At 66.6% G+C, this 21801-nt stretch carries 16 protein-coding genes; 6 read left to right on the top strand and 10 right to left on the bottom strand.

Features of this window, described 5'->3' with window-relative positions; genetic code table 11:
• Positions 1-571 precede the first annotated feature (571 nt).
• The 9 genes from prpF to HG262_RS02675 all read right to left on the bottom strand — a co-directional run bounded on the left by prpF (position 572) and on the right by HG262_RS02675 (position 12633).
• Positions 572-1756, bottom strand: coding sequence for a 2-methylaconitate cis-trans isomerase PrpF (gene prpF / locus HG262_RS02715; protein ID WP_169269580.1), 1185 nt, complete (start codon positions 1754-1756; stop codon positions 572-574).
• A gap of 75 nt (positions 1757-1831) precedes the next feature.
• Positions 1832-4444, bottom strand: coding sequence for a Fe/S-dependent 2-methylisocitrate dehydratase AcnD (acnD, locus tag HG262_RS02710; protein WP_169269579.1), 2613 nt, complete (start codon positions 4442-4444; stop codon positions 1832-1834).
• The gene (locus tag HG262_RS02705; protein ID WP_169269578.1) at positions 4444-5154 is read right to left on the bottom strand and encodes a GntR family transcriptional regulator; all 711 of its coding nucleotides are present in this window, start codon (positions 5152-5154) and stop codon (positions 4444-4446) included. Before HG262_RS02705 ends, acnD begins: the two co-directional genes overlap by 1 nt.
• Positions 5155-5295: 141 nt before the next feature.
• Complete coding sequence (locus tag HG262_RS02700; RefSeq protein ID WP_169269577.1) at positions 5296-7098, bottom strand: NAD(P)/FAD-dependent oxidoreductase; 1803 nt, start codon at positions 7096-7098, stop codon at positions 5296-5298.
• Between the two features lie 227 nt (positions 7099-7325).
• Positions 7326-9212 carry a sigma-54-dependent Fis family transcriptional regulator gene (locus HG262_RS02695; RefSeq protein WP_169269576.1) on the bottom strand — a complete coding sequence of 629 codons (1887 nt, stop codon included), beginning with the start codon at positions 9210-9212 and terminating at the stop codon, positions 7326-7328.
• Positions 9213-9291: 79 nt separating this feature from the next.
• Complete coding sequence (locus tag HG262_RS02690) at positions 9292-10146, bottom strand: hypothetical protein (RefSeq protein WP_169269575.1); 855 nt, start codon at positions 10144-10146, stop codon at positions 9292-9294.
• Between the two features lie 88 nt (positions 10147-10234).
• The gene (locus tag HG262_RS02685; RefSeq protein WP_169269574.1) at positions 10235-11206 is read right to left on the bottom strand and encodes a tripartite tricarboxylate transporter substrate-binding protein; all 972 of its coding nucleotides are present in this window, start codon (positions 11204-11206) and stop codon (positions 10235-10237) included.
• A gap of 51 nt (positions 11207-11257) precedes the next feature.
• Positions 11258-12043, bottom strand: coding sequence for an alpha/beta fold hydrolase (locus HG262_RS02680; RefSeq protein WP_169269573.1), 786 nt, complete (start codon positions 12041-12043; stop codon positions 11258-11260).
• Complete coding sequence (locus HG262_RS02675; RefSeq protein ID WP_169269572.1) at positions 12040-12633, bottom strand: amino acid synthesis family protein; 594 nt, start codon at positions 12631-12633, stop codon at positions 12040-12042. Before HG262_RS02675 ends, HG262_RS02680 begins: the two co-directional genes overlap by 4 nt.
• 122 nt (positions 12634-12755) lie before the next feature.
• On the opposite strand from HG262_RS02675, the gene HG262_RS02670 reads away from it, so the two are divergent.
• Entirely contained in the window at positions 12756-13664 is a 909-nt protein-coding gene (locus HG262_RS02670) for a LysR substrate-binding domain-containing protein (protein ID WP_169269571.1), read from the top strand.
• 40 nt (positions 13665-13704) lie between these two features.
• Here the strand turns inward: HG262_RS02670 and HG262_RS02665 are convergent, their stop codons facing one another.
• Entirely contained in the window at positions 13705-14610 is a 906-nt protein-coding gene (locus HG262_RS02665; RefSeq protein WP_169269570.1) for a LysR substrate-binding domain-containing protein, read from the bottom strand.
• 105 nt (positions 14611-14715) lie between these two features.
• On the opposite strand from HG262_RS02665, the gene HG262_RS02660 reads away from it, so the two are divergent.
• The 5 genes from HG262_RS02660 to HG262_RS02640 all read left to right on the top strand — a co-directional run.
• On the top strand, positions 14716-18261 hold the full coding sequence (locus HG262_RS02660; protein WP_169269569.1) for an indolepyruvate ferredoxin oxidoreductase family protein: 3546 nt from the start codon (positions 14716-14718) through the stop codon (positions 18259-18261).
• A 290-nt stretch (positions 18262-18551) separates the two neighbouring features.
• Positions 18552-19418, top strand: a complete 867-nt coding sequence (locus HG262_RS02655) for an N-acyl homoserine lactonase family protein (RefSeq protein ID WP_169269568.1) — start codon at positions 18552-18554, stop codon at positions 19416-19418.
• A gap of 11 nt (positions 19419-19429) precedes the next feature.
• The gene (locus HG262_RS02650; protein ID WP_169269567.1) at positions 19430-20386 is read left to right on the top strand and encodes an ABC transporter ATP-binding protein; all 957 of its coding nucleotides are present in this window, start codon (positions 19430-19432) and stop codon (positions 20384-20386) included.
• Positions 20383-21096: an ABC transporter permease subunit gene (locus HG262_RS02645; protein ID WP_169269566.1), complete on the top strand. Its 714-nt coding sequence runs from the start codon at positions 20383-20385 to the stop codon at positions 21094-21096. Before HG262_RS02650 ends, HG262_RS02645 begins: the two co-directional genes overlap by 4 nt.
• Positions 21093-21801 (top strand): Gldg family protein (locus HG262_RS02640; RefSeq protein ID WP_211186934.1); only part of this gene is annotated, 709 nt, incomplete at its 3' end. The genes HG262_RS02645 and HG262_RS02640, both read left to right, overlap by 4 nt.

Genomic DNA, 21801 nt, shown 5'->3' with positions numbered 1-21801 from the left:
TCCTTACTCCTCGACAGCCTTGTCTCGGCCAGACGGCCGGGGCTGCGTGAGTGCCGTTTCCGCGGGGTGCGATGGGCGGCAAGCCTTCCCATGGCGCAGGCGAAACACCGATGGACCGCGGGCTTTTCGTTTTTGTTTCGAGCGCGCGGTCGCGTGCCTGCCCCGCCGGGCAAGGGGTGGCGCCCGGGTCGGACAAACACAAGACACACCGTATTGGTGCCTTGCTGCGGCATAGGGCCGGGGCGTCGCGGACACGGATGTCGTTGACGCGGAGGCGGCTCAGTGCGATGAGCAATGGTCCTGCTGGGTAAGCAGGTTTTTGTTCCGCAACCGCTGGCTTTCGGCCGGGCGGCTGGGTGGTGGTGTTTCGGCGCTGGCGCCGGGCCGCTGTGCGCGGCCATGTGACGGGTGCCCTCGATGACGGAGCATCGGCGGGGTCCGGTGATGAATTACAACATCTGTTAAGTATAGGGGTAGACGGGGGCAGCGTCTACCCTTGATGCCATAAAAACCGGGGTAAAAATGTAAATTGCGAGCCTTTGCTCGCGGCTCTCCCTTGGCGGAATCCGGCTTAGAATCCTTCTTTCGGCACGTGGATGCGGCCTTCCATCAGCACGCGCGCGCTACGGCTCATGATGGCTTTGGTGACCTTCCATTCGCCGTCCACCCGCTGCGCCTGGGCGCCCACGCGCAGTGTGCCGGAGGGGTGGCCGAAGTTGACGTTGTCGCGCTCGGTGCCGCCCGCGGCCAGGTTCACCAGCGTGCCGGGAACGGCTGCCGCGGTGCCAATGGCGACGGAAGCCGTGCCCATCATCGCGTGGTGCAGCTTGCCCATGGACAGCGCGCGCACCAGCACGTCGATGTCACCCGCGCCGATCTGTTTGCCGCTGGAGGACACATAGGCCTTGGGGCGCGCCACGAAGGCGACCTTGGGCGTGTGCTGGCGGCTGCCGGCGTCTTCGATCTTGGCGATCAGGCCCATGCGCAGGGCGCCGTACGCGCGGATGGTCTCGAAGCGGGCCAGCGCGGCGGCGTCGCCATTGATATCGTCCTGCAGTTCCGTGCCGGTGTAGCCCAGGGCTTCGGCGTCCAGGAAGATGGTCGGGATGCCCGAATTGATCATCGTGGCCTTGAACGTGCCCACGCCGGGGACTTCCAGGTCGTCGATCAGGTTGCCGGTAGGGAACATCGAACCGCCGTCGCCTTCTTCGGCGGGGTCCATGAATTCCAGCCGCAGTTCGGCGGCGGGAAAGGTCACGCCGTCCAGCTCGAAGTCACCGGTTTCCTGCACCGCGCCGCCTGTCATCGGCACGTGGGCGATGATGGTCTTCTTGATATTGGCCTGCCAGATGCGCACGACGGCGATGCCGTCGGCGGGTACGCGGGCCGGGTCGACCAGGCCGTTGGTGATGGCGAACGGGCCGACGGCGGCGGACAGGTTGCCGCAGTTGCCGCTCCAGTCCACGAAGGGCTGGTCGATGGAGACCTGGCCGAACAGGTAGTCCACGTCATGCTCTGGCCGGGTGCTCTTGCCGACGATGACGGTCTTGCTGGTGCTGGATGTGGCGGCGCCCATGCCGTCGATCTGCTTGCCGTAGGGGTCCGGGCTGCCGATCACGCGCATCAGCAGCGCGTCGCGCGCCGCGCCGGGCACGCGCGCGGATTCGGGCAGGTCATCCAGCTTGAAGAACACGCCTTTGCTGGTGCCGCCGCGCATGTAGGTCGCGGCGATCTTGGTTTGGGGTGCATGGGCCATGGGGTCGTCCTGATGTCTCGGTGCAATGTCGTCGGGCGGGGCGGCGGACGCATCGGCGCCCGCCGCCCGATGGGGTCAGCCGGCCTTTTTGGTGGTGGCGGATTCGGCTTCCAGGAAGTCTTGGGCAAAGCGCTGCAGCACGCCGCCGGCTTCGTAGATGGACACTTCTTCCGCCGTGTCCAGCCGGCAGGTGACAGGTACCTGCACGGTCTCGCCGCTGCGGCGGTGGATCACCAGCGTCAGGTCGGCGCGCGGCTTGCGTTCGCCGATGACGTCGTAGCTTTCGGTGCCGTCCAGGGCCAGCGTCTTGCGGTTCACGCCGGGCTTGAATTCCAGTGGCAGCACGCCCATGCCGATCAGGTTGGTGCGGTGGATGCGTTCGAAGCCTTCGGCCACGATGGCTTCCACGCCGGCCAGGCGCACGCCCTTGGCGGCCCAGTCGCGCGACGAGCCCTGGCCGTAGTCGGCGCCGGCCACGATGATCAGCGGCTGCTTGCGGTCCATATAGGTTTCGATGGCTTCCCACATGCGCATGACCTGGCCTTCGGGTTCCACGCGCGCCAGCGAGCCTTGCTTCACGGTGCCGTCGTTGTTCGTCACCATCTCGTTATAGAGCTTGGGGTTGGCGAAGGTGGCGCGTTGCGCGGTGAGGTGGTCGCCGCGGTGGGTCGCGTACGAGTTGAAGTCTTCTTCTGGCAGGCCCATCTTGTCCAGGTATTCGCCGGCTGCGCTGTCCAGCATGATGGCATTGGACGGCGACAGGTGGTCGGTGGTGATGTTGTCGCCCAGCACGGCCAGCGGCAGCATGCCGCGCAGCGTGCGAACGCCTGCCAGCGCGCCTTCCCAGTACGGCGGGCGGCGGATGTAGGTGCTTTGCGGGCGCCACGCGTACAGCGGGCTGACGCCCGCCTTGCGGTCGTCCTGGATGCCGAACATGGGCGCGTAGACCTTGCGGAACTGCTCGGGCTTGACGGATGCCTTGACCACGGCGTCGATTTCTTCGTCGGTGGGCCAGATGTCCTTCAGGCGGATCTCGCGGCCGTCGCCGCCGGTGCCCAGCACATCGCGTTCGATATCGAAGCGGATCGTGCCGGCGATGGCGTAGGCCACGACCAGCGGGGGGGAGGCCAGAAACGCCTGCTTGGCGTAGGGGTGGATGCGGCCGTCGAAGTTGCGGTTGCCCGACAGCACGGCGGTCGCATAGAGGTCGCGGTCGATGATTTCTTGCTGGATCACGGGGTCCAGCGCGCCCGACATGCCGTTGCACGTGGTACAGGCGAACGCGACGACGCCGAAGCCCAGCTTTTCCAGGTCTTCCGTCAGGCCGGCTTCGTCCAGGTACAGCTGCACGGCCTTGGATCCCGGCGCCAGCGAGCTCTTCACCCAGGGCTTGCGCGACAGGCCGGCGCGGTTGGCGTTGCGCGCCAGCAGGCCGGCGGCGATCACGTTGCGCGGGTTGCTGGTGTTGGTGCAGCTGGTGATGGCCGCGATGATGACGGCGCCGTCGGGCATCCGGCCCGGTTCGTTTTCCACCACGCCCGCGATGCCGCGCGCAGCCAGGTCGGATACCGGTAGGCGGCGGTGCGGGTTGGATGGGCCGGCCAGCGTGCGCACCACGGTGGACAGGTCAAAGCGCAGCACGCGTTCGTATTCGGCGGTCTTCAAGCTGTCGGACCACAGGCCGGCGGTCTTGGCGTAGGTTTCCACCAGCGCGATCTGTTCGTCTTCGCGGCCGGTCAGGCGCAGGTAATCGATGGTCTGCTGGTCAATCGAGAACATCGCGGCGGTGGCGCCGTACTCGGGGGCCATGTTCGAAATGGTGGCGCGGTCGCCCAGCGTCAGGCTGGCGGCGCCTTCGCCGTAGAACTCCAGATAGGCGCCCACGACCTTTTCGCGGCGCAGGAATTCGGTCAGCGTCAGCACCACGTCGGTGGCGGTGATGCCCGGTTGGGCGCGGCCGGTGAGTTCGACCCCGATGATGTCGGGCAAGCGCATCCAGGACGCGCGGCCCAGCATCACGTTTTCGGCTTCCAGTCCGCCCACGCCGATGGCGATGACGCCCAGCGCATCCACGTGCGGGGTGTGGCTGTCGGTGCCGACGAGCGTATCGGGGAAGGCCACGCCGTCTTGCGTGTAGATCACCGGGGACATCCGCTCCAGGTTGATCTGGTGCATGATGCCGTTGCCCGGGGGCACGACTTCGATGTTGCGGAAGGCCTGCTTGGTCCAGTCGATGAAGTGGAAGCGGTCTTCGTTGCGGCGGTCTTCCACCGCGCGGTTCTTGGCGAAGGCTTCGGGGTCGTTGCCGTCGAATTCCACGGCCAGGGAGTGGTCGACGATCAGTTGCACCGGCACGACCGGGTTCACCTTGGCCGGGTCGCCGCCCATGTCGGCGATAGCGTCGCGCAGGCCGGCCAGATCGACCAGCGCCGTCTGGCCCAGAATGTCATGACAGACCACGCGTGCCGGAAACCACGGAAAGTCCAGGTCGCGGCGGCGTTCGATCAGTTGCTTGAGCGCGTCGGTCAGCATGGCCGGGTCGCAGCGGCGAACCAGGTTTTCGGCCAGCACGCGGGACGTGTAGGGCAGACCGGCGTAGGCGCCGGGGGCAATGGCTTCGACGGCGGCGCGCGCATCGAAATAGTCCAGGCGGGTGCCGGGCAGGGTCTTTCTGTACGAGTGGTTCATCATGCCTCCGTGCGCCGCAGGTTGCTCTGGGCGATCTGTTGTTCGATGTTGATACGGGATGCGCGGATGTGCCGGCGCATCAGGATTTCGGCCAGCTCGCCGTCGCGGTCGGCGATGGCGTCAAGAATGCGGTGGTGTTCGGCGTAGGCCTGCCGCGGGCGGTTGGGCGTGGTCGAATACTGGATGCGGTACATGCGCGCCAGCTGGTAGAGCTCGTCGCAGAGCATGCGGAACAGCATCTGGTTGCCGCTGCCCTTGACGATGCGGTAGTGGAAGTCGTAATCGCCTTCCTGCTGGTAGTAGCCCAGGCCGGCCTGGAAGGCGGCGTCGCGTTCGTGGGCTTCCAGCACGCCGCGCAGTTCGGCGATTTCGGCGGGCGGCATGCGTTCGGCGGCCAGCCGGCAGGCCATGCCTTCCAGTGATTCCCGGATCTCGTAGAGTTCGGACAGCTCTTGCTGCGACAGCGACACGACGCGGGCGCCGGCGTGCGGCACGCGCACCAGTAGCTTCTGGCCTTCCAGCCGGTGCAGGGCCTCGCGCAGGGGGCCCCGGCTGACGCCGTGCTGGCGCGCCAGTTCGGGCTCGGAAATCTTGCTGCCCGGGGCGATCTCGCCTTTGACGATGGCGGCCTGGATCTTCTTGAAGATGTGATCCGACAACGTTTCGCCATCGCCCGGCGGGGTGCCCGGCAGCGTCAGCACTTTGCTCATGGTGTCAACAATCTGTCCGGATTAAGCAGAAATATTCGGAATAAGGCGTCTTGGAACGCCAGATTGTCAACAATTTACCTTGGGTGACCGCTTGGCGCAAGCGACGGATACCGCTTGCGCCAACGGGGGCTTGGGCGTGGGCTACCGCTTGTGGTGCACCTCCTGCACGCCATAGACCTGTACCGGCAGCCCGACTTGCCGCGCCTTCAATTGCAGGGACAGGTATTGGGAATAGTGCCGAGACTGGTGCAGGTTGCCGCCGTGGAACCATAGCCCTTCCTGCTGCGTGGGCTTCCACATGTTGCGCTGTTCGCCCTCCCAGGGGCCGGGATCCTTGGTGGTGTCCGAGCCCAAACCCCAGCATTTGCCCACTTTGTCGGCGACCTCCGGGCTGATCAGGTCGGCGGCCCAGCCGTTCATCGAGCCGTAACCGGTGGCGTAGACCACCAGATCGGCCGGCAGCGTGACGCCGTTCTTCAACACGACGGCCTCGCGCGCCAGGTGGCTGACGTCGGTGCCGGACTGCAGCTTGATGCTGCCGTCGATGATCAGGTCGCAAGCCCCCACGTCGATGTAATAGCCCGATCCTCGACGCAGGTATTTCATGAAGAGGCCCGAGCCGTCGTCGCCCCAGTCCAGCATGAAGCCCGCCTTCTCCAGCTTGCCGTAGAACTCGGCGTCGCGTTCGCGCATCTGGTCGTAAAGCGGGATCTGGAACTGCGCCATGATCTTGTAGGGCAGGGACGCGAAGGTCAGGTCCGCCTTGCGCGTCGTCATGCCGTTGGCCAGCGCCTGTTCGGAATACAGCCCGCCCAGGCCGATGTCCATCAGCGTGTCCGACCGGACGATGTGGGTGGACGAGCGCTGCACCATCGTGACGTTGGCGCCGCCTTCCCATAGCGCCGCGCAGATGTCGTGGGCCGAATTGTTGGCGCCAATCACCACCACGTTCTTGCCTCGGTACGCGTCAGGCCCCGGGTGTTGCGAAGAATGCTGCTGCTCGCCCTGGAATTCGTCCTGGCCCGGAAAGCGCGGGATGTTCGGTTTGCCCGACATGCCGGTGGCCAGCACCAGTTGCTTGGGCCGCAGTACCACGGGCTTGCCGTCGCGCAGCACGGTGACTTCCCATTCCTTTTTCTGTTCGTCGTAGCGTGCCGACTGGCAGACGCTGGAGGTCCAGTAGTTCAGCTCCATCACCTTCGTGTACATCTCCAGCCAGTCGCCGACCTTGTCCTTGGGCGCGAAGACGGGCCAGTTTTCGGGGAAGGGGATGTAGGGCAGGTGGTCGTACCAGACCGGGTCGTGCAGGCACAGGGACTTGTAGCGCTTTCTCCAGCTGTCGCCGGCGCGCTCGTTCTTTTCAATGATGATCGTGGGCACGTCCAACTGGCGCAGCCGCGCGCCCAGGGCAATGCCGCCTTGCCCGCCGCCGATGATCAGCACGTAGGGCTGGGTCTGGTAGCCCAGTTCGGCTGCTTCTTGTTCGCGCTTTTCCAGCCAGGTCTGGCGATCGCGGTGGTGGCCGTGTTCGGCGCCCTTGGGGCGGCGTGTACCGCTGGGTTCTTCATGCCCCTTCAGTTCGGACATGGTGGTCAGCAGCGTCCAGATCTTGCCGTCTTTCACGCGGATGTGGCCATAGCCGCGTGCCAGGTTCGTGTCGATATGCAGCCAGGCTTGCAGCAGTCCCCCCTCGTCGGACACGGCCTCACGTTCGTCGCGGGTGAATCGTACCGGCTCCACTTGTGACAGCTGTTGCGTCAGCATCTCGCGGATCTGGTCGCGGCCTTCCAGCGTGCGCAGGTTCCAGCTGAAAAGCACCAGGTCGCGCCAATAGCATTCGTCCTGGAACAGGCCGGCAACGGCATCAATCTCCTTGTTGCCCAACGCGGTGTTCAGGCGGGCGAGCACCGCGTCCAGAGCGGCATCGGCGGGGTCTGTCTGCATGTCTTGTCTCCTTGCCCGGGGCGGGCGTCGTGGTCATGGCGGATGGCTCCGTCCATTGACGCCCTGGCCTGTGCCGGCCGGTGAGCGTCAAGACTGCACATGCAAATGCCGTGCCAGCTTGCGACAGGCCGTGGCGACGGGGCGCGCGCCAAACGGCGATGCGCTGGACTGTCGCAACGCGCCACACCTGTTGCAGCACGGTGTGGCGCCAGGCGCCGAGTTTGCGCCTAACGCGTGAGCCCGTAGCGCCGCATCTGGCGGTGGACGGTAGAGCGGTCCACACCCAGCTGGCGCGCTGCTGCCGACACATTGCCGCCGCAGCGGGCCAGCGTCGCGCGCAGCGCGGCTTCTTCCGCGCTGAGCGCCGGGCCGGCCGGGGCAAAGGTGTCCGGCAGATCTTGCGGCGTGATGACGCCGTCTTCGCACAAGGCGGCGGCGACCGCGATGACGTTGGCCAGCTCGCGGATATTGCCCGGCCAGGCATGCGCCTTCAGCGCTAGCAGCGCCGCAGGCGATAGCACCGGTGCACCGGATTCGTCCTGGTGGCGCGCCAGCATGCGGGCGATCAGCCAGTCCAGGTCCTGCCGTTCGCGCAGCGGCGGCACGGTCAGCGTGGCGGCGTTGATGCGGTAATACAGGTCTTCGCGGAACCGGCCCTCGCGCACCAGCGCGCCCAGGTCGCGATGCGACGCGGACACCAGTGTCAGCCGCACGGCACGCGGCGCGTTGGCGCCGATGGGCGTGACCTCGGACTCCGCCAGCACGCGCAGCAAGCGGCTTTGCAGCGTCAACGGCATGTCGCCGATTTCATCCAGGAACAGCGTGCCGCCGTCAGATTCCTCGATCAGGCCCTTGCGGCCCTTGGGGGCAGCGCCGGTGTAGGCGCCCGGCAGATAGCCGAACAGTTCGCTTTCGATCAGGGATTCGGGAATGGCCGCGCAGTTCACCGCGACAAAGCTGCCCGGGCGGCGGCTGTCTTCGTGGATGGCGCGGGCCAGGTATTCCTTGCCCACGCCGGTTTCACCTTGCAGCAGGATGGGCAGGCCTTGGCGCGCGAGTTTGGCGGCGCGTCCTTGCAGCGCTGCCATCTTGGCGTCGCCACCGTCCAGCCCGCGCAGCGCGGACGGCGTGGCGCGCACGGCGACCGTGGCGCCGCGCAGGTGGCGGTTGGGTTCGATGGCGTGCGCGAACAGCGCATTGCCATCGCGGGCGACGATCAGGCGGTCTTGCGGCGCGTGGCCGCGTGTGTAGTGCGGCAGGTCGTCCAGCTGCACCTCAAAGAAGCGGGTCACGGGCTGGCCGATCAGACCGGCCGGGCTGCGCCAATCCAGCCCGGCCGCGCGCGCCAGCAACTTGGCGCCGGAGTGCGTCATCCCCAGAATGCGGCCGGCGCCGTCCAGCGAGATCGCCGCTTCCGGGTCCACGTCCAGAAACTCGGGTGACCGCGCAAAGCGCAGTACCCATTCATTGCGCGTGCGCGCCATCAGGTTGGCCAATTCGATGCGGCGCGTGGTGCTGTTGACCAGGTGCAGCGCCAGATTCTGGCTGGTTTTCAGGCTGGGGGAACTGAGCAGGGAAATATCCAGCACGGCGGCCAATTCGCCATCGGCGTTGTAGATGGGGGCGGCGGTGCAGGATAGCGGTGTGTGCGTGTTGTCGAAGTGGTCGGTCTGGTGGATGGTCAGCGCTTCGCCGGTTTCCAGGCAGGCGCCCACGGCGCAGGTGCCGGCGCGCGGTTCGGACCATTCGGACCCCAGGTACAGGCCCGCTTTGCGCAGCTTGTCGGTCTGTAAGGGGTCACCCAGAAATTCCACGGTGACGCCCTGGCGGTCGGCCAGCAGCAGCACGTAATTCTGGCCCGCGACCTGGCGGAAAAGATGGTCCAGCCCGCTGCGGGCAATGTTGATCAGCGCTTCGGATTGCTGGCGGTGTTCGCGCAGCCGTCCGTCCGGCACGATGTAGGCCTCGCACGCCTGGGCCGGATCCAGCTGGTATTGGTCCAGGCAGCGCAGCCAGCTGCGCACCACATGCGCGTCGCGCTGCGTGGGGCGTCCGCGGCCTACCTGTTCGATCTCGCGGATATGGGCGGAATGCAGGGATTCCTGACTAGGCATGTCGTCTCCATGGTGCGCCCGATCTATGCCGGATCAGCTAGGCAGCATGCACAGAGACGGGCCCGCTTGTAAATGGTGGTTATCCAGCGGTCTCGCTGTCTATCGAACGCAGCGCTTTGGGAATCCGATAACGCTTGCCGTCAAAGCGCAGCGTGTGGCGCGTCTTGCCCTGGCTGACGGTTTTTTCTTCGCAGCCGCCTTGCTGCACCGCGGCACGGCTGGACGAGTGCGAGTCGGTGGCGATCAAGTCGCGGTAGCCCTTGGCTTGCGCCGTGCCTATCGCCAGGCTGATCGCGCGTTCCGTGAATTTTCCCGCGCATTGGGTGTCCCATTGGCCGGACGAGTGGTTGACGATCAGGCCGTCGAGCACCAGGCGCAATGCGTCGTCTTCCACGGTGAAGAGCCGCAAGCTGGTTTCGTCCATGGGGTTGGCGCGCGAGGCGCCTTCGCGTTCGATGCGGATACCAAACGCACGGCGGTCGGCGGTGACGTCATAGCGCGCCGTATCGAACGACAGGCTGGCGATGCGCAGGGCATCGTCCGACATCAGATTAACCAGCGTGCGGCGCTGCCGCACTTGCAGCGTCTGGCGGTCCAGCACCAGCACTTCCAGATCGCCGACGTGGCCGTTTTCGGGGTCTGGCGTGGCTTGCATCAACGGCACCGCCACGAGCAGCATGTCTGGGTTGGCCGGCCAGGCCTTGCACGCTACCGCGAAGGGCGCGCCGACGTCCGCGTCAGACAGCGTCACGATGGCGTGGCCTTGCTTTAAGCGGATGCGGCCTTCGCGGTCGGGCTTGTCCTGGTTTTGATACACGCTGCGCACGATGTCGGCCGCCTCGGGGCAAGGGCCGCTTGCGGCGTGCGCCACGCCACCCGTCAACAGGGCGGACAAGGTCAGGGCGCCGGTCAAGAAGGATAGGGGGCGGGACATCGTAGGCGGGCAGGGACGAAGAAGACCGAATTCTAATCACGCCACCTGCCGGCGTTGCGCCCCTTTCGCTACCGGCCGCTACAGATCGCTACAAGTCCACCCGCACCTTGCCTGCCTTTACCAGTCCGGCCACGTCGCGGATTTCGGACAGCAACGCCTGTTGCAACTGCTGGGGCGTGCCGCCGGTCGGCTGGAAGCCCTGTTCGGCCAGCTTGGCGTGGACGGCGTCGGTTTGCAGTGCGCGGTTGATACCTTGGTTCAGCGCGGCGATCGTCGCCTCCGGTGTGCCGGCAGCGCAATACGTGCCGAAACGAATCTGCGCGTCAAAACCCGCGTAACCGCTTTCGGCGACGGTGGGAATGTCGGGATACTTGGGCAGGCGTTCGGGGCTGGTCACCGCCAGCACACGCAGGCGCCCGCTTTTCAGATAGGGCTCGACCGCAGCCACCGTCGCCACGACGAGCTGGATCTGGCCGCCCAGAAGATCCGTCATCATTGGACCCGTGCCCCGATACGGGACGTGCAGCATGTCGATGCCGCAGGCGGCTTGCAGCAGCTCGGTGGCCAGATGCTGCGGCGTGGCGTTGCCCGGCGATCCGAACGTCAGCCCCTTGGGTTCCCGTTTGGCCTGGGCTACCAGTTCCGCCATCGTCTTGGCCGGCAGGCTGCTATTGATGGCCACCATATAGGGCGAGCGTGCGATCGGGCAGACGGGCGCGAGCTGCTTGAGCACGTCTTCAGGCGGGCGCGCGTAATAGCGCACGGACGGCACCAGCCCCGCGAACAGCAGCACACTGCCGTCCTTGGCGCCGTTGGCGGTGTAGTCCGCACCCAGCATGCCGCTGGCGCCGGGCTTGTTTTCGACCACGACGGACCGGTCCAACGCGCTTTCCAGCGTGGCGGCAATGACGCGCCCCAGCACGTCGGTGCCGCCGCCCGGCGGGAACGGCACGATCACGCGCAGGGGCGCTTCGCGCGCCGCCGCATGGCGCGTCAGCGATAAGGCAGCGGGCGCCGCTGCGGCCATGGCCAGGTGTTTCAGTACGGTTCTGCGATGCATGGGTTTGTCTCCCTCTCCGTCCCCTTTCGGGGCGTTGGCCGATCGTCTCTGTCAGGCGGACGATTCAGCGGTTGTCGGCAGTAAAAAGGCTTGCAGCGCCGCAGCCACCACGGCCGGAGCTTCCACCGGCAGCATATGCCGTTGGCCCTCCACGACGCGCGCACGGCCGTTGGGCAGCGCGCGTGCCAGGCCGCGCGTCATGCGGGCGGTGGACCCGACGTCTTCCCCACCGGTCATGGCCAGCGCCGGGCAAGCGATATCGGGCGCGGCCTGCGCCAGGATCGGGTCGCCCTGCGCGAACAGCCGGTATGCCGCCAGGAAATTCGCGCGGTCGTTGCGCACCAGACGCTGGCCGATGGCCGCCACGCGCTCGGGGCGCGCGGCCTGGAAGCCGGGCGTGAACCAGCGCTGCAGCGAGACCGCGGCGGCGGCTTCCACATCCTGGGTCGCGGCGGCGGCCAGACGGGCCGTCACGGCGCGGACTTCCTCCGGCGTGCGCTGGAATACCGTGCTCAGCAACACCAGCCGGGTCACGCGGTGCGGCCGGGTGGCCGCATAGGCCCCCGCAATCAAGCCGCCCATGGAATAGCCCAGCACGTTGGCGCGCTGCCAACCGGCTTGATCCAGTTCAGCGTCCAACTGCGCGACGAAGTCCTGCACCTGAGCCTCGCCCGAGATGCCGGGAGCCCCGCCATGGCCCAGCAGGTCGTAGCACAGCACATCGAAATCCGGTTCCAGCAACGGAACAAGATCATCCCAAAGCGTGTGGTCCAGCCCGACGCCGTGCAGCAATACCAGCGGTTCGCCCCGGCCGGAACGGCGGCGCGGCTCGCTCATTTCGATTGCGCCTCTTGCGCCAGTTCCTGCAGGTCGGAATAGCGGTTGCCAATGCGGTGATGCGGCCGGCCGGAGGTGGCCGCGCCCAGCGCAATCACGATCTCGTCCGGGGCCGGGGCGTCGTTGATGTTGGTCTGCACGGTCAGGTAGTGCGACCGCAGGCCTTCGTCTTGCTTGTGCATCAGCGGCACCGAAATCACGCAGCCCGGTCCGCCGCGCGTGTTCGTGAAGCTGAGGTAGCTGGTGCCGCCCACGGCGTTGCGGTAGGCGTTGCCGAAGCGCAGCGTGTGGATCAGCGCCGAGGCATGCTCGACTTCGCCAGCGGTGCCGACCACGGCAGCCTTGCCGTAGGCTTCGATCTGGTCGGCCGAACCTGCCTGGCGCAGGATCTCTTGCACCAGCAACTCGCCCAGCGGCGGCGCGGCTTCCAGGATCTGTGGGCGCAGGTCTTCCTGGAAGGGCAGGCCGGCCCACGGATTGCGGATCACGGCGGCCGCCACGATCATGATCAGCGGCCGCTCGGCCGCCTTGCCGCCTTCAATGCAGGTCTTCTCGACGTAACTGACGATTTTTCGCACTTGCAAAGCCATTCCATTGCTCCCATGCATACGTGATGAACGATGGGTGCATTGTTGAAGCGGGCATGGAATTTTGACAATCCAAATTAACGTAAGTTAATTTCGGAAAATCTGAATTTGATTGGCCAGCCGTCATGCCCCAGCCCCTGAAGATCCAACACTTGCGCCAGTTCCTGCTGGCCGCTGATCACGGCAGCTTTCGCCTGGCGGCCGAGGGCACGCACCGTTCGCAGGCGGCGGTGTCGGCGGCCATGCAGGATCTGGAGCGGCAACTGGGCGCGCCGCTGTTCGAAGCCGGCAAGCGCGCGCAGTTGACCCCGCTGGGCCATGCCGTGGCACCCTTGCTGCGCGAATTGCTGGCCACGCACGACCGCGTGCTGAATGCCGCGCGCCAATTGGGGATGGGCCATACCGGCCCGGTGTCGCTGGCGGTGATGCCGTCGCTGGCGGATGAGTGGCTGCCAAAGCTCCTGGAACGCTACGCGCGCAGCCACCCGGATATCCGTATCCGCGCCGTGGACGAATCGTCGCAGGATGTGCACCGGTTGGTGCTCACGGGCGAAGTGCAGGTGGGGGTGGCGGGGCAGGTGCCGCGCACGGCGGAGGTCGCGTTCACGCCCGTTGCGCGCGACGCCTTCGGGCTGGTTTGCCGCAAGGGGCATCCTTTGGCGCGCCGGCGGGGGGGCGTGCCCTGGTCGGCGCTGGACGCGGAACGGCTGATCGGAAACGCCACGTTCGACACCTTGAAGAACCGACAGTTGGGTGGGGGCATCGACGACCCTGCGATGGTGGTCTCCAACCGTGCGTCGCTGCTTGCCAGCGTGGTCAGCGGGCTGGGGGTGACGGTGTTGCCCGTGCTGGCGCGGCCGTCCGTGGGGTCAGGCCTGGCCTTTGTGCCGTTGGCCGAACCGACGGTGGAACGCATCGTCGGCGTGCTGACGCGCAAGGAGGAAACCCTGCTGCCGTCGGTAGCGGCCATGCACGCGCTGGCGCTGCAGTCGCTTGCGCAGTTCACGCGCCGCAAGGGCGCCGTGCTGGTCTAGCCGGGGTCTAGCCGAGGTCTAGCCGCTCCGCGCCTTGCACCTACACGCCGCAGGCCACCATCATGAATTGCCGGAAGGCGTCGGCTGGCTTAGCCAGCGCCGAGCGCGGATGCCACAGCAGCCCCGCTTCCATGGGCGGCACGGCGTCGGTGATCGGCACGGCTTCAATCTTGCGGCCTTCCAGCGACCAGGGGCGGTAGACCATGTCCGACAGCATGGTGACGCCGAACCCATGCGCGACCAGCCCCCGCAGCGCTTCCATGGACCGGGTGCGCAGGGCGATATCGGGCCGCAGGCCGTGGGTGCGCCAGTAGTTCAGGGTGGATCGTTCGCCTTCGTCCACCTCCAGCAGGATGTAGGGGTAGCGGGCGATGTCGGCCAACGACGGCGCGGCGACAGACAGCAACGGATGGCCGGATGCCGTCCACAGCTGCCGCCGCGACCGCACCAGCACCTGATGGCCGAAGCGCTCGCGCTTTTCCACGTTGGACAGCAACGCCACGCCCAGTTCCACGTCGCCATTGGCCACTGCCGCTTCGATCTCCGGGCGGTCCAGGTCCACCAAGTCCAGCACCACCTCGGGGTAGCGCCGGCGAAAGCGCGCCAGCAGGTCGGGCAGGAAGTACCCCAGCACTGTGTACGACGCCGCGATCCGCACCGTGCCGCGTAGCGCATAGCGCTGAAAACCGGGTTCGCGGATGGCGTCGTCCAGCGCGTCCAGGATGTCTTGGGTGCGTCGATGGAAGTTGTGGCCTTCCGGCGTCAGCGTGACGCCGTGCGGGTGGCGGTCGAACAGGCGCACGCCCAATTGCGATTCCAGGGCCAGCACGGCATTGGTGACGGCCGATTGCGAGACATGCTCGTCGGCTGCCGCCATGGAAAACCGGCCCGTGCGGGCGGCCGCCGCGAAATAGCGCAACTGCCGCAAGGTGACGTCGTTAGCCATCTGTTTTTCGAATACCTGCTACCTGAAACTATGAATATACGATAACGAACGGCGTTCCTACACTGCGGAAAATACTCAAATCCGCATCCGGCAGGAGACAAACGCGTGAACGCCCCTCTACCCCCCGGCGTGGCCGATACCCATGGCCTGACGCTCGACGACAAGTACACCCAGGCCACCGGCCGCATCTATCTCAGCGGCACCCAGGCGCTTGTGCGCTTGCCGCTGTTGCAGAAGCTGCGCGACCAGCAGGCGGGCCTGAACACCGCCGGCTACATCTCGGGCTATCGGGGGTCGCCGTTGGGCGGCCTGGACCAGGCGCTGTGGAAGGCCAAGAAGCACCTGAAGTCGCACGACGTGGTGTTTCAGCCCGGCGTGAACGAAGACCTGGCCGCAACCGCCGTCTGGGGCTCGCAGCAACTGAACCTGTTCCCGGGTGCCACGCGCGATGGCGTGTTCGGCATGTGGTATGGCAAGGGGCCGGGCGTGGACCGCTCGGTGGATGTGCTCAAGCATGCCAACTCCGCGGGTTCCTCCGCCCACGGCGGCGTGCTGATGCTGGCGGGCGATGACCACGCCGCGAAATCCTCGTCCGTGGCCCACCAGTCCGAACACGTGCTGATTGCAAGCGGCATTCCGGTGCTGTACCCGTCCAATGTCCAGGAATACCTGGACTACGGGCTGCACGGCTGGGCCATGAGCCGCTACACCGGGTTGTGGGTGGCGATGAAATGTGTGACGGATGTCGTGGAGTCCAGCGCCTCGGTCGACGTGGATCCCGCGCGCGTGCAGATTGTGTTGCCCGAGGACGCGCTGCCCGAAGGCGGGCTGAACATCCGCTGGCCGGATTCGCCGTTGGCGCAAGAGGCGCGGCTGTTGGACCACAAGTGGTATGCCGCGCTGGCCTATATACGGGCGAACAAGCTCAACCGCGTCGTACTGGATTCGCCCCGCGCGAACTTCGGCATCATGACGGCGGGCAAGGCTTATCTGGATGTGCGCCAGGCGCTGAACGACCTTGGGCTGGACGAGGCCGCTTGTGCCGAAGCCGGTATCCGCGTGATGAAGGTGGGCTGTATCTGGCCGCTGGATGCGCACGGCGCGCGCGAATTTGCCACGGGCCTGAAAGAGATCCTGGTCGTCGAGGAAAAGCGCCAGATCCTGGAATACGCGCTGAAGGAAGAACTCTACAACTGGCGCGACGATGTGCGTCCGCGCGTGTATGGCAAGTTCGATGAACGCGAGCATGGCGGCGGCGAATGGTCCACGCCGCGCGGCAGCTGGCTGCTGCCGGCGCGCTACGAACTGTCGCCCGCGCTGATCGCGCGCGCCATCGCCGCGCGGCTGGACAAGGCCGACCTGTCCGATGAACTGCGCGCCCGCATCGCCGCCCGCCTGGCCGTGATCGACGCCAAGGAACGCGAGGCCGCACGCCCCACGCTGGTGGAAGAACGCAAGCCCTGGTTCTGTTCGGGTTGCCCCCACAATACCTCCACCCGCGTGCCGGAAGGATCGCGCGCGGTGGCCGGTATCGGCTGCCATTACATGGCCATGTGGATGAACCGCGATACCGACACCTTCAGCCAGATGGGCGGCGAGGGCGTGGCGTGGCTGGGGCAGAAGGACTTCACCCGCGAACGCCACATCTTTGCCAATCTGGGCGACGGCACCTATTTCCATTCCGGCCTGCTGGCGATCCGCGCGGCGGTCGCGGCGCGCGCATCGATCACCTACAAGATCCTCTACAACGACGCCGTCGCCATGACGGGCGGGCAACCGGTGGACGGCGTGCTGACGGTGCCGCAGATTGCGGCGCAGATGCAGGCCGAAGGGGTCGTGAAAACCGTGGTGGTCACCGACGAACCCGATAAGTACACCGGGGCGGCGGCGCTGCCCGGCGCGATCGACGTGCATCACCGCAAGTCGCTGGACGATGTGCAGCGCGCCCTGCGCGACATCGAAGGCACCACGGTGCTGATCTACGACCAGACCTGCGCGACCGAGAAGCGGCGTCGCCGCAAGCGCGGCGACTACCCCGATCCGCTGCGCCGCGCCTTCATCAACGACGCCGTGTGCGAAGGTTGCGGCGATTGCTCGGTCAAGTCCAACTGCCTGTCGGTTGAACCGCTGGACACGCCGTTGGGCACCAAGCGCCGCATCAATCAGTCGTCATGCAACAAGGACTTTTCCTGCGTGGAAGGATTCTGCCCCAGCTTCGTCACGGCCGAAGGCGCCGTGCTGCGCAAGCCGGCACGGTCGGGCGCGGACGAATCGCCATTACCTGAGGCGCCGTTGCCTGCGCCCGCGTTCATCGCCGGGGGCGCCGCGTATCGCGTCGTGATCGCGGGCGTGGGCGGCACCGGCGTCGTGACGATCGGCGCCTTGCTGGGGGCGGCCGCCCATATTGAAGGCAAGGGCGTCACCGTGCTGGACATGGCGGGCCTGGCGCAAAAGGGCGGCGCGGTGCTCAGCCATGTGCAACTGGCCAACCGGCCGGAAGACCTGCACGCCACCCGCGTGGCGCTGGGCGAGGCCGACCTGGTCATCGGCTGCGACGCGCTGGTGTCGGCGTCGCCCGAGGTGCTGTCGCGGTTGCGGCCGGACCACGGCCGCGCAGTGGTGAACAGCGCGGCGGCCCCGACGGCGGCATTCCTGTCGCAACCGGCCTGGCGCTTTCCCGGCGCGCAGGCGGAAGCGGCGGTCTCCGTAAGCACCGGCGGCAATTGCGACTTTCTGGACGCGGGGCCGCTGGCCGAGGCCTTGCTGGGCGACACGATCTACGCCAATCCGCTGCTTCTTGGCTACGCATGGCAAAAGGGCGGCCTGCCGCTCGGCCGCGACAGCTTGCGCCGCGCCATCGAGATCAATGGCGTCTCCGTGGACAAGAACCTGGCCGCGTTTGAACTGGGCCGGCAGGCCGCGCACCGCGGCGTGGAGGCGCTGCGTCCAAAGAAGGCCAGGCACGTGGTGGCGTTGCCCGAATCGCTGGACGGCTTGATCCAGCGGCTGGCGGCGCACGTCGGCGCGTACCAGGACGCGGCCTACGCGGCGCGTTTCCGCGCGGCGGTGGACGCGGTGCGTGCGCGGGAATCCGCCATGCCCGAAGGGCAGCGATACGAGGTGACGCGCGCCGTGGCAAGCAACTTGGCCAAGTTGATGACCTATAAGGACGAATACGAGGTGGCGCGCCTGTATACCGACCCCGCGTTCAAGGCCAAGCTGCAAGCGCAGTTTGAAGGCGAGCCCGGGCGCGACTACCGCGTGCGCTACTACCTGGCGCCACCGGCCTTCGCGCGCCGCGACGCACAGGGCCGCTTGCAGAAGCGCGCGTTCGGGGCGTGGATGGGCGTGGCGTTCCGCATGCTGGCGCCGATGAAGCGGGTGCGCGGCACGTGGCTGGACCTGTTCGGCAAGACCGCCGAACGCCGCATGGAACGCCAGCTGGCCGCCGACTTCCTGGCGCTGGCGGCCGAGTTTTCGCAAACGCTAAACGCCGATAACCGGGAGGCCGCGTTGGAACTGGCCAATCTGCCGGACACTATCCGCGGGTATGGTCACGTCAAGGAGAAAAGCGTGGATCAGGCGCGGGCACGCCAGGACGGGCTGCTGCAACGCTACCGTCACCCGCAAAAGGATTCGCTGGCAGCGTAGAAGAGCAGGGCGGGGGACGGACGCTGCCTTGCGTCTAGGGGTTCCCCCCAGTTCGGGCGCCGTGAAACCCAGCTTAATGAAAGCTTAATTGGCAGTCCTTCGGCGCTGCGTCAGAGTGCGCAACAGAGTCAACGGCCACCAGACGCCGTCTCGGCCGGCGAGCTTATCCGTCCGGCAGTCAGCCCCGCACAGCAGACCCCTATCGAAAGAAATCCGGGACACACCGGGTTGCTTGCTATCGGCCGCCGCCATCAGGCGTCGGCTCCCCCTGTTGGTCCGAGGAGACAACAATGAGCAAGAGCTGGAAGTCGTTTTTGGGTGCAGTGGGCGCGGTGGCGGTGATGGCAGCGGGTGGCGCGCATGCCGCCGATGCGCCGCCGGACATCAAGCTGATGCAGCTTTCGGTCGGCAAGATCGAGCTGGACAAGGGCTTCATGACCGCGATGGTGGACGTGGGCACCAAGATCAAGATCCCGGTGCCGGCCTATGTAATCCAGCACCCGCGCGGGCTGGTGCTGTTCGATACCGGCATGAACCAGGCCACCGCCGACGGCAACTGCGCCAATTATTGGGGGCAGGGCCTGTGCGGCGCCTTCAATTCAATCCAGGGGCGCGACGACGTCGTGGACCGCCAGTTGAAGGCCGCCGGCTTTGACGTCAGCGACGTGAAGTACGTCGTCTACTCGCACTTCCACCTGGACCACGCCGGCAATATCAAGATGTTCCCCAAGGCCAGGCACGTCGTGCAGAAGGCCGAATTGCGCGCCGCCTGGTGGCCCGAAAAGTTCCAGCGCGCCGCCTATGTGATGAAAGATTTCGACACCACGCGCGACTACGATTTCATCCAGGTGGAAGGCGACTTCGACCTGTTCGGCGACGGCACCATCGTGCTGCTGGACACCAAGGGGCACACGCAAGGCCACCAGTCCCTGCAGGTGAAACTGAAGAATACGGGCACGGTGCTGCTGGCGGCGGATGCCATCTATACGGGCGAGAACGAAGCAGGCGTGATTCCCGGCATCACCTGGAACACCGCGGCATCCATGCAGGCCATCGACCGCCTGAAACAGATCCGCGATGCGCGCCAGGGCCAGCTCTGGTACAGCCACGACGCGGAGCAGCACGCGCAGAACGCCAAGACGAAAGTCTTCGACTGACGGCCCGCGCGATGCAGCCCGCAGTTGCCTTGCACGAGGTCTGCAAGTCGTTCGGGCCCCGCCAGGTCCTGCATTCGCTGAGCCTGTCGGTCAGGCCCGGCGAAATCGTGGGACTGCTGGGACCCAACGGCAGCGGCAAGACCACGACCTTGCGCTTGATGGCGGGATTCCATGCGCCGGACAGCGGCCGCATCACGATCTGCGGGCGCGAGCCGGCGCCGGGGCGCGGTAACGCCGATATCGGCTATCTGCCGGAACGCGCCCCGCTGTACGACACGCTGACGGTGACGCAATACCTGGAGTTCGGTGCCGGGGTCAAGGTGGCAGGCGGGGCGGGAGCACGCCGCCAGGCCATCGAACGCGCGATCGACGGCTTCGACCTGCAAGGCGTGGCGCGCACCGTGATCGGCCGTCTCTCCAAAGGCCAGCGCCAGCGCGTGGGCCTGGCGCAAGCGGTGCTGAACGACCCGCCGGTTCTGCTGCTGGACGAGGCCACCAATGGCCTCGACCCGGTGCAGATCGTCGAGGCGCGCGCCATGATCCGCCGTTGCGCCGAGGGTCGCGCCGTCGTGTTCAGCAGCCATTTGATGCAGGAGGTGGAGGCCCTGTGCACGCGGATCGCCATCCTGCGCCAAGGCAGGCTGGTGGAGGACGCGGCGCTGGGTCAAGCGCAGTCGGCCCTGCAATTGCAACTGGCGTTGCCGGCGGCGCGCCACGCGGCGCTGCATGCGGCGCTGTCGGCTTGTCCGGCGGTGCGCGGCGTGGATGCCGTGGCATTGGACGGAATACTGAGCAAGTGGCGAGTCAGTTGGGACGCGGAGGCGGGCGCAGCGACTTGCGACGCCATCTTGCGCATTGCGCTGGCGCACGCGGAACTGCGTGCCGTGCTGTCCCTGCACGACGCGGTGGAAACCCGACTGCTAGCCGCGCTGGCGCCCAATGATCCCTTGATGCGGAGGCGGGCATGAAAGGCTTTGGCGCTTTATACCGAAAGGAACTGCGCACCGACTTCGGGTCGCCCGTGGCGCTGGTGGTGGTGGCGGTTTTCTGGGCGTTGTCCGGTTACTTGTTCAGCTTCAACCTGTTCTTCGTCAGCACCGGCCAGATGGTCACAGCGTTTCATAACATGACGATCCTGCTGATCCTGGTGATGCCGCTGGTCAGCATGCGGGCGTTTGCGGAAGAGGCGCGGCAGGGAACGTTGGAGCTGCTGCTGACCTTGCCGCTATCGGATGCGGCGCTGGTAGCCGCCAAGTACGCGGCAGGGCTGACCGTGCTGGCGCTGATGCTGGCGGGCACGACGGCCGCCGTATTGCCGCTGGCCTGGTACGGGCAACCGGACTACGGGCCGATCCTGGGCGGCTACATCGGCGTGTTCCTGTACGGGGCGCTGTTCCTGGCGATCGGCATCGCGGTGTCCAGCGCGTGCACCAACCAGATCGTCGCGGCCAGCGCCACGTGGGGCATCCTGGTGCTGCTGTGGTTCATCGATTACCCCGCCGCGCTTGACGCGTTTCCGGCGCTGTCACCGTTCTTTCAGGCCTTGTCGCTGTCGGCGCAGCATGTGGATTTCATTCGCGGCGTGTTGCCCGGGCCGGCAACCTTGACCTTGGCCAGCGTTGCCGTGCTGGCGCTGATGATCGCGGCCGTCAATCTGAAGCGCTGGAGGCTGCGATGATGCCGCGTGCGCAATGGCGCCGCGCGGGCAAACGCCTGTCGCTGTGGCTGCCGGTGTTGGCCGTGGCCGCGCTGCTGCTGGCGCTGAACCTGTGGGCGTCCCGTAACCTGGGGCGCGTGGATCTGACCGCGCAGCGGCTGTATAGCCTGGCGCCCGAAAGCATCGAGGTGGCCCGGCAGATCAAGCAGCCCGTGACGGTGACGTGGTTCTACGACCTGCGCAACAAAAGCATGGTCGACGCGCTGGAACTGCTGCGCCAGTACGAGCATGCCAATCCGCTGATCCGGGTGCGCGGGGTGGACCCGGCGCTACGGCCGGCCGAGGCGCGCGAAGCGGGCATCCAGTTCGCGGGCAGCGCCGTGCTGGCCGCCGACCGCCGCAAGTTGACGATCAACGGCGGCACGGAGACCGACTTCACCAACGCGTTGATCCGCATCAGCCAGCGAGGCGCGCAAACGGTCTGCTTCACGCAGGGGCACCGCGAAGCCATGCTGGACAGCCTGACGTCGCTGGATGACCTGGAAGACCACGGCGACGATGAAAACCTGGTGGCCCGCGTCGAAGTCCACGAACAGCACGGCATGGCGATGGCCCGCAACGCCCTGCAAACGTTGGGGTTTGCCACGCGCGGCGTGAACGCCGGCAGCCTGGCGCAAACGCTGCCCGCCTGCGCGGTCGTCGTGGCGGCCGGGCCGCGCACGCCGT

Origin of the sequence: Achromobacter sp. Bel, assembly GCF_012928505.1 — a bacterium.
In the GTDB taxonomy this organism is placed as follows: domain Bacteria; phylum Pseudomonadota; class Gammaproteobacteria; order Burkholderiales; family Burkholderiaceae_B; genus Achromobacter.
The sequence above is the reverse complement of the archived record's forward strand: the minus strand, read 5'-3'. Positions and strand labels throughout refer to the sequence as shown.

Bases quoted from the DNA above. Each gene is read 5' to 3' on its own strand.
- prpF (WP_169269580.1), bottom strand. From the start codon at position 1,756: ATGGCCCATGCACCCCAAACCAAGATCGCCGCGACCTACATGCGCGGC.
- acnD (WP_169269579.1), bottom strand. From the start codon at position 4,444: ATGAACCACTCGTACAGAAAGACCCTGCCCGGCACCCGCCTGGACTAT.
- HG262_RS02705 (WP_169269578.1), bottom strand. From the start codon at position 5,154: ATGAGCAAAGTGCTGACGCTGCCGGGCACCCCGCCGGGCGATGGCGAA.
- HG262_RS02700 (WP_169269577.1), bottom strand. From the start codon at position 7,098: ATGCAGACAGACCCCGCCGATGCCGCTCTGGACGCGGTGCTCGCCCGC.
- HG262_RS02695 (WP_169269576.1), bottom strand. From the start codon at position 9,212: ATGCCTAGTCAGGAATCCCTGCATTCCGCCCATATCCGCGAGATCGAA.
- HG262_RS02690 (WP_169269575.1), bottom strand. From the start codon at position 10,146: ATGTCCCGCCCCCTATCCTTCTTGACCGGCGCCCTGACCTTGTCCGCC.
- HG262_RS02685 (WP_169269574.1), bottom strand. From the start codon at position 11,206: ATGCATCGCAGAACCGTACTGAAACACCTGGCCATGGCCGCAGCGGCG.
- HG262_RS02680 (WP_169269573.1), bottom strand. From the start codon at position 12,043: ATGAGCGAGCCGCGCCGCCGTTCCGGCCGGGGCGAACCGCTGGTATTG.
- HG262_RS02675 (WP_169269572.1), bottom strand. From the start codon at position 12,633: ATGGCTTTGCAAGTGCGAAAAATCGTCAGTTACGTCGAGAAGACCTGC.
- HG262_RS02670 (WP_169269571.1), top strand. From the start codon at position 12,756: ATGCCCCAGCCCCTGAAGATCCAACACTTGCGCCAGTTCCTGCTGGCC.
- HG262_RS02665 (WP_169269570.1), bottom strand. From the start codon at position 14,610: ATGGCTAACGACGTCACCTTGCGGCAGTTGCGCTATTTCGCGGCGGCC.
- HG262_RS02655 (WP_169269568.1), top strand. From the start codon at position 18,552: ATGAGCAAGAGCTGGAAGTCGTTTTTGGGTGCAGTGGGCGCGGTGGCG.
- HG262_RS02650 (WP_169269567.1), top strand. From the start codon at position 19,430: ATGCAGCCCGCAGTTGCCTTGCACGAGGTCTGCAAGTCGTTCGGGCCC.
- HG262_RS02645 (WP_169269566.1), top strand. From the start codon at position 20,383: ATGAAAGGCTTTGGCGCTTTATACCGAAAGGAACTGCGCACCGACTTC.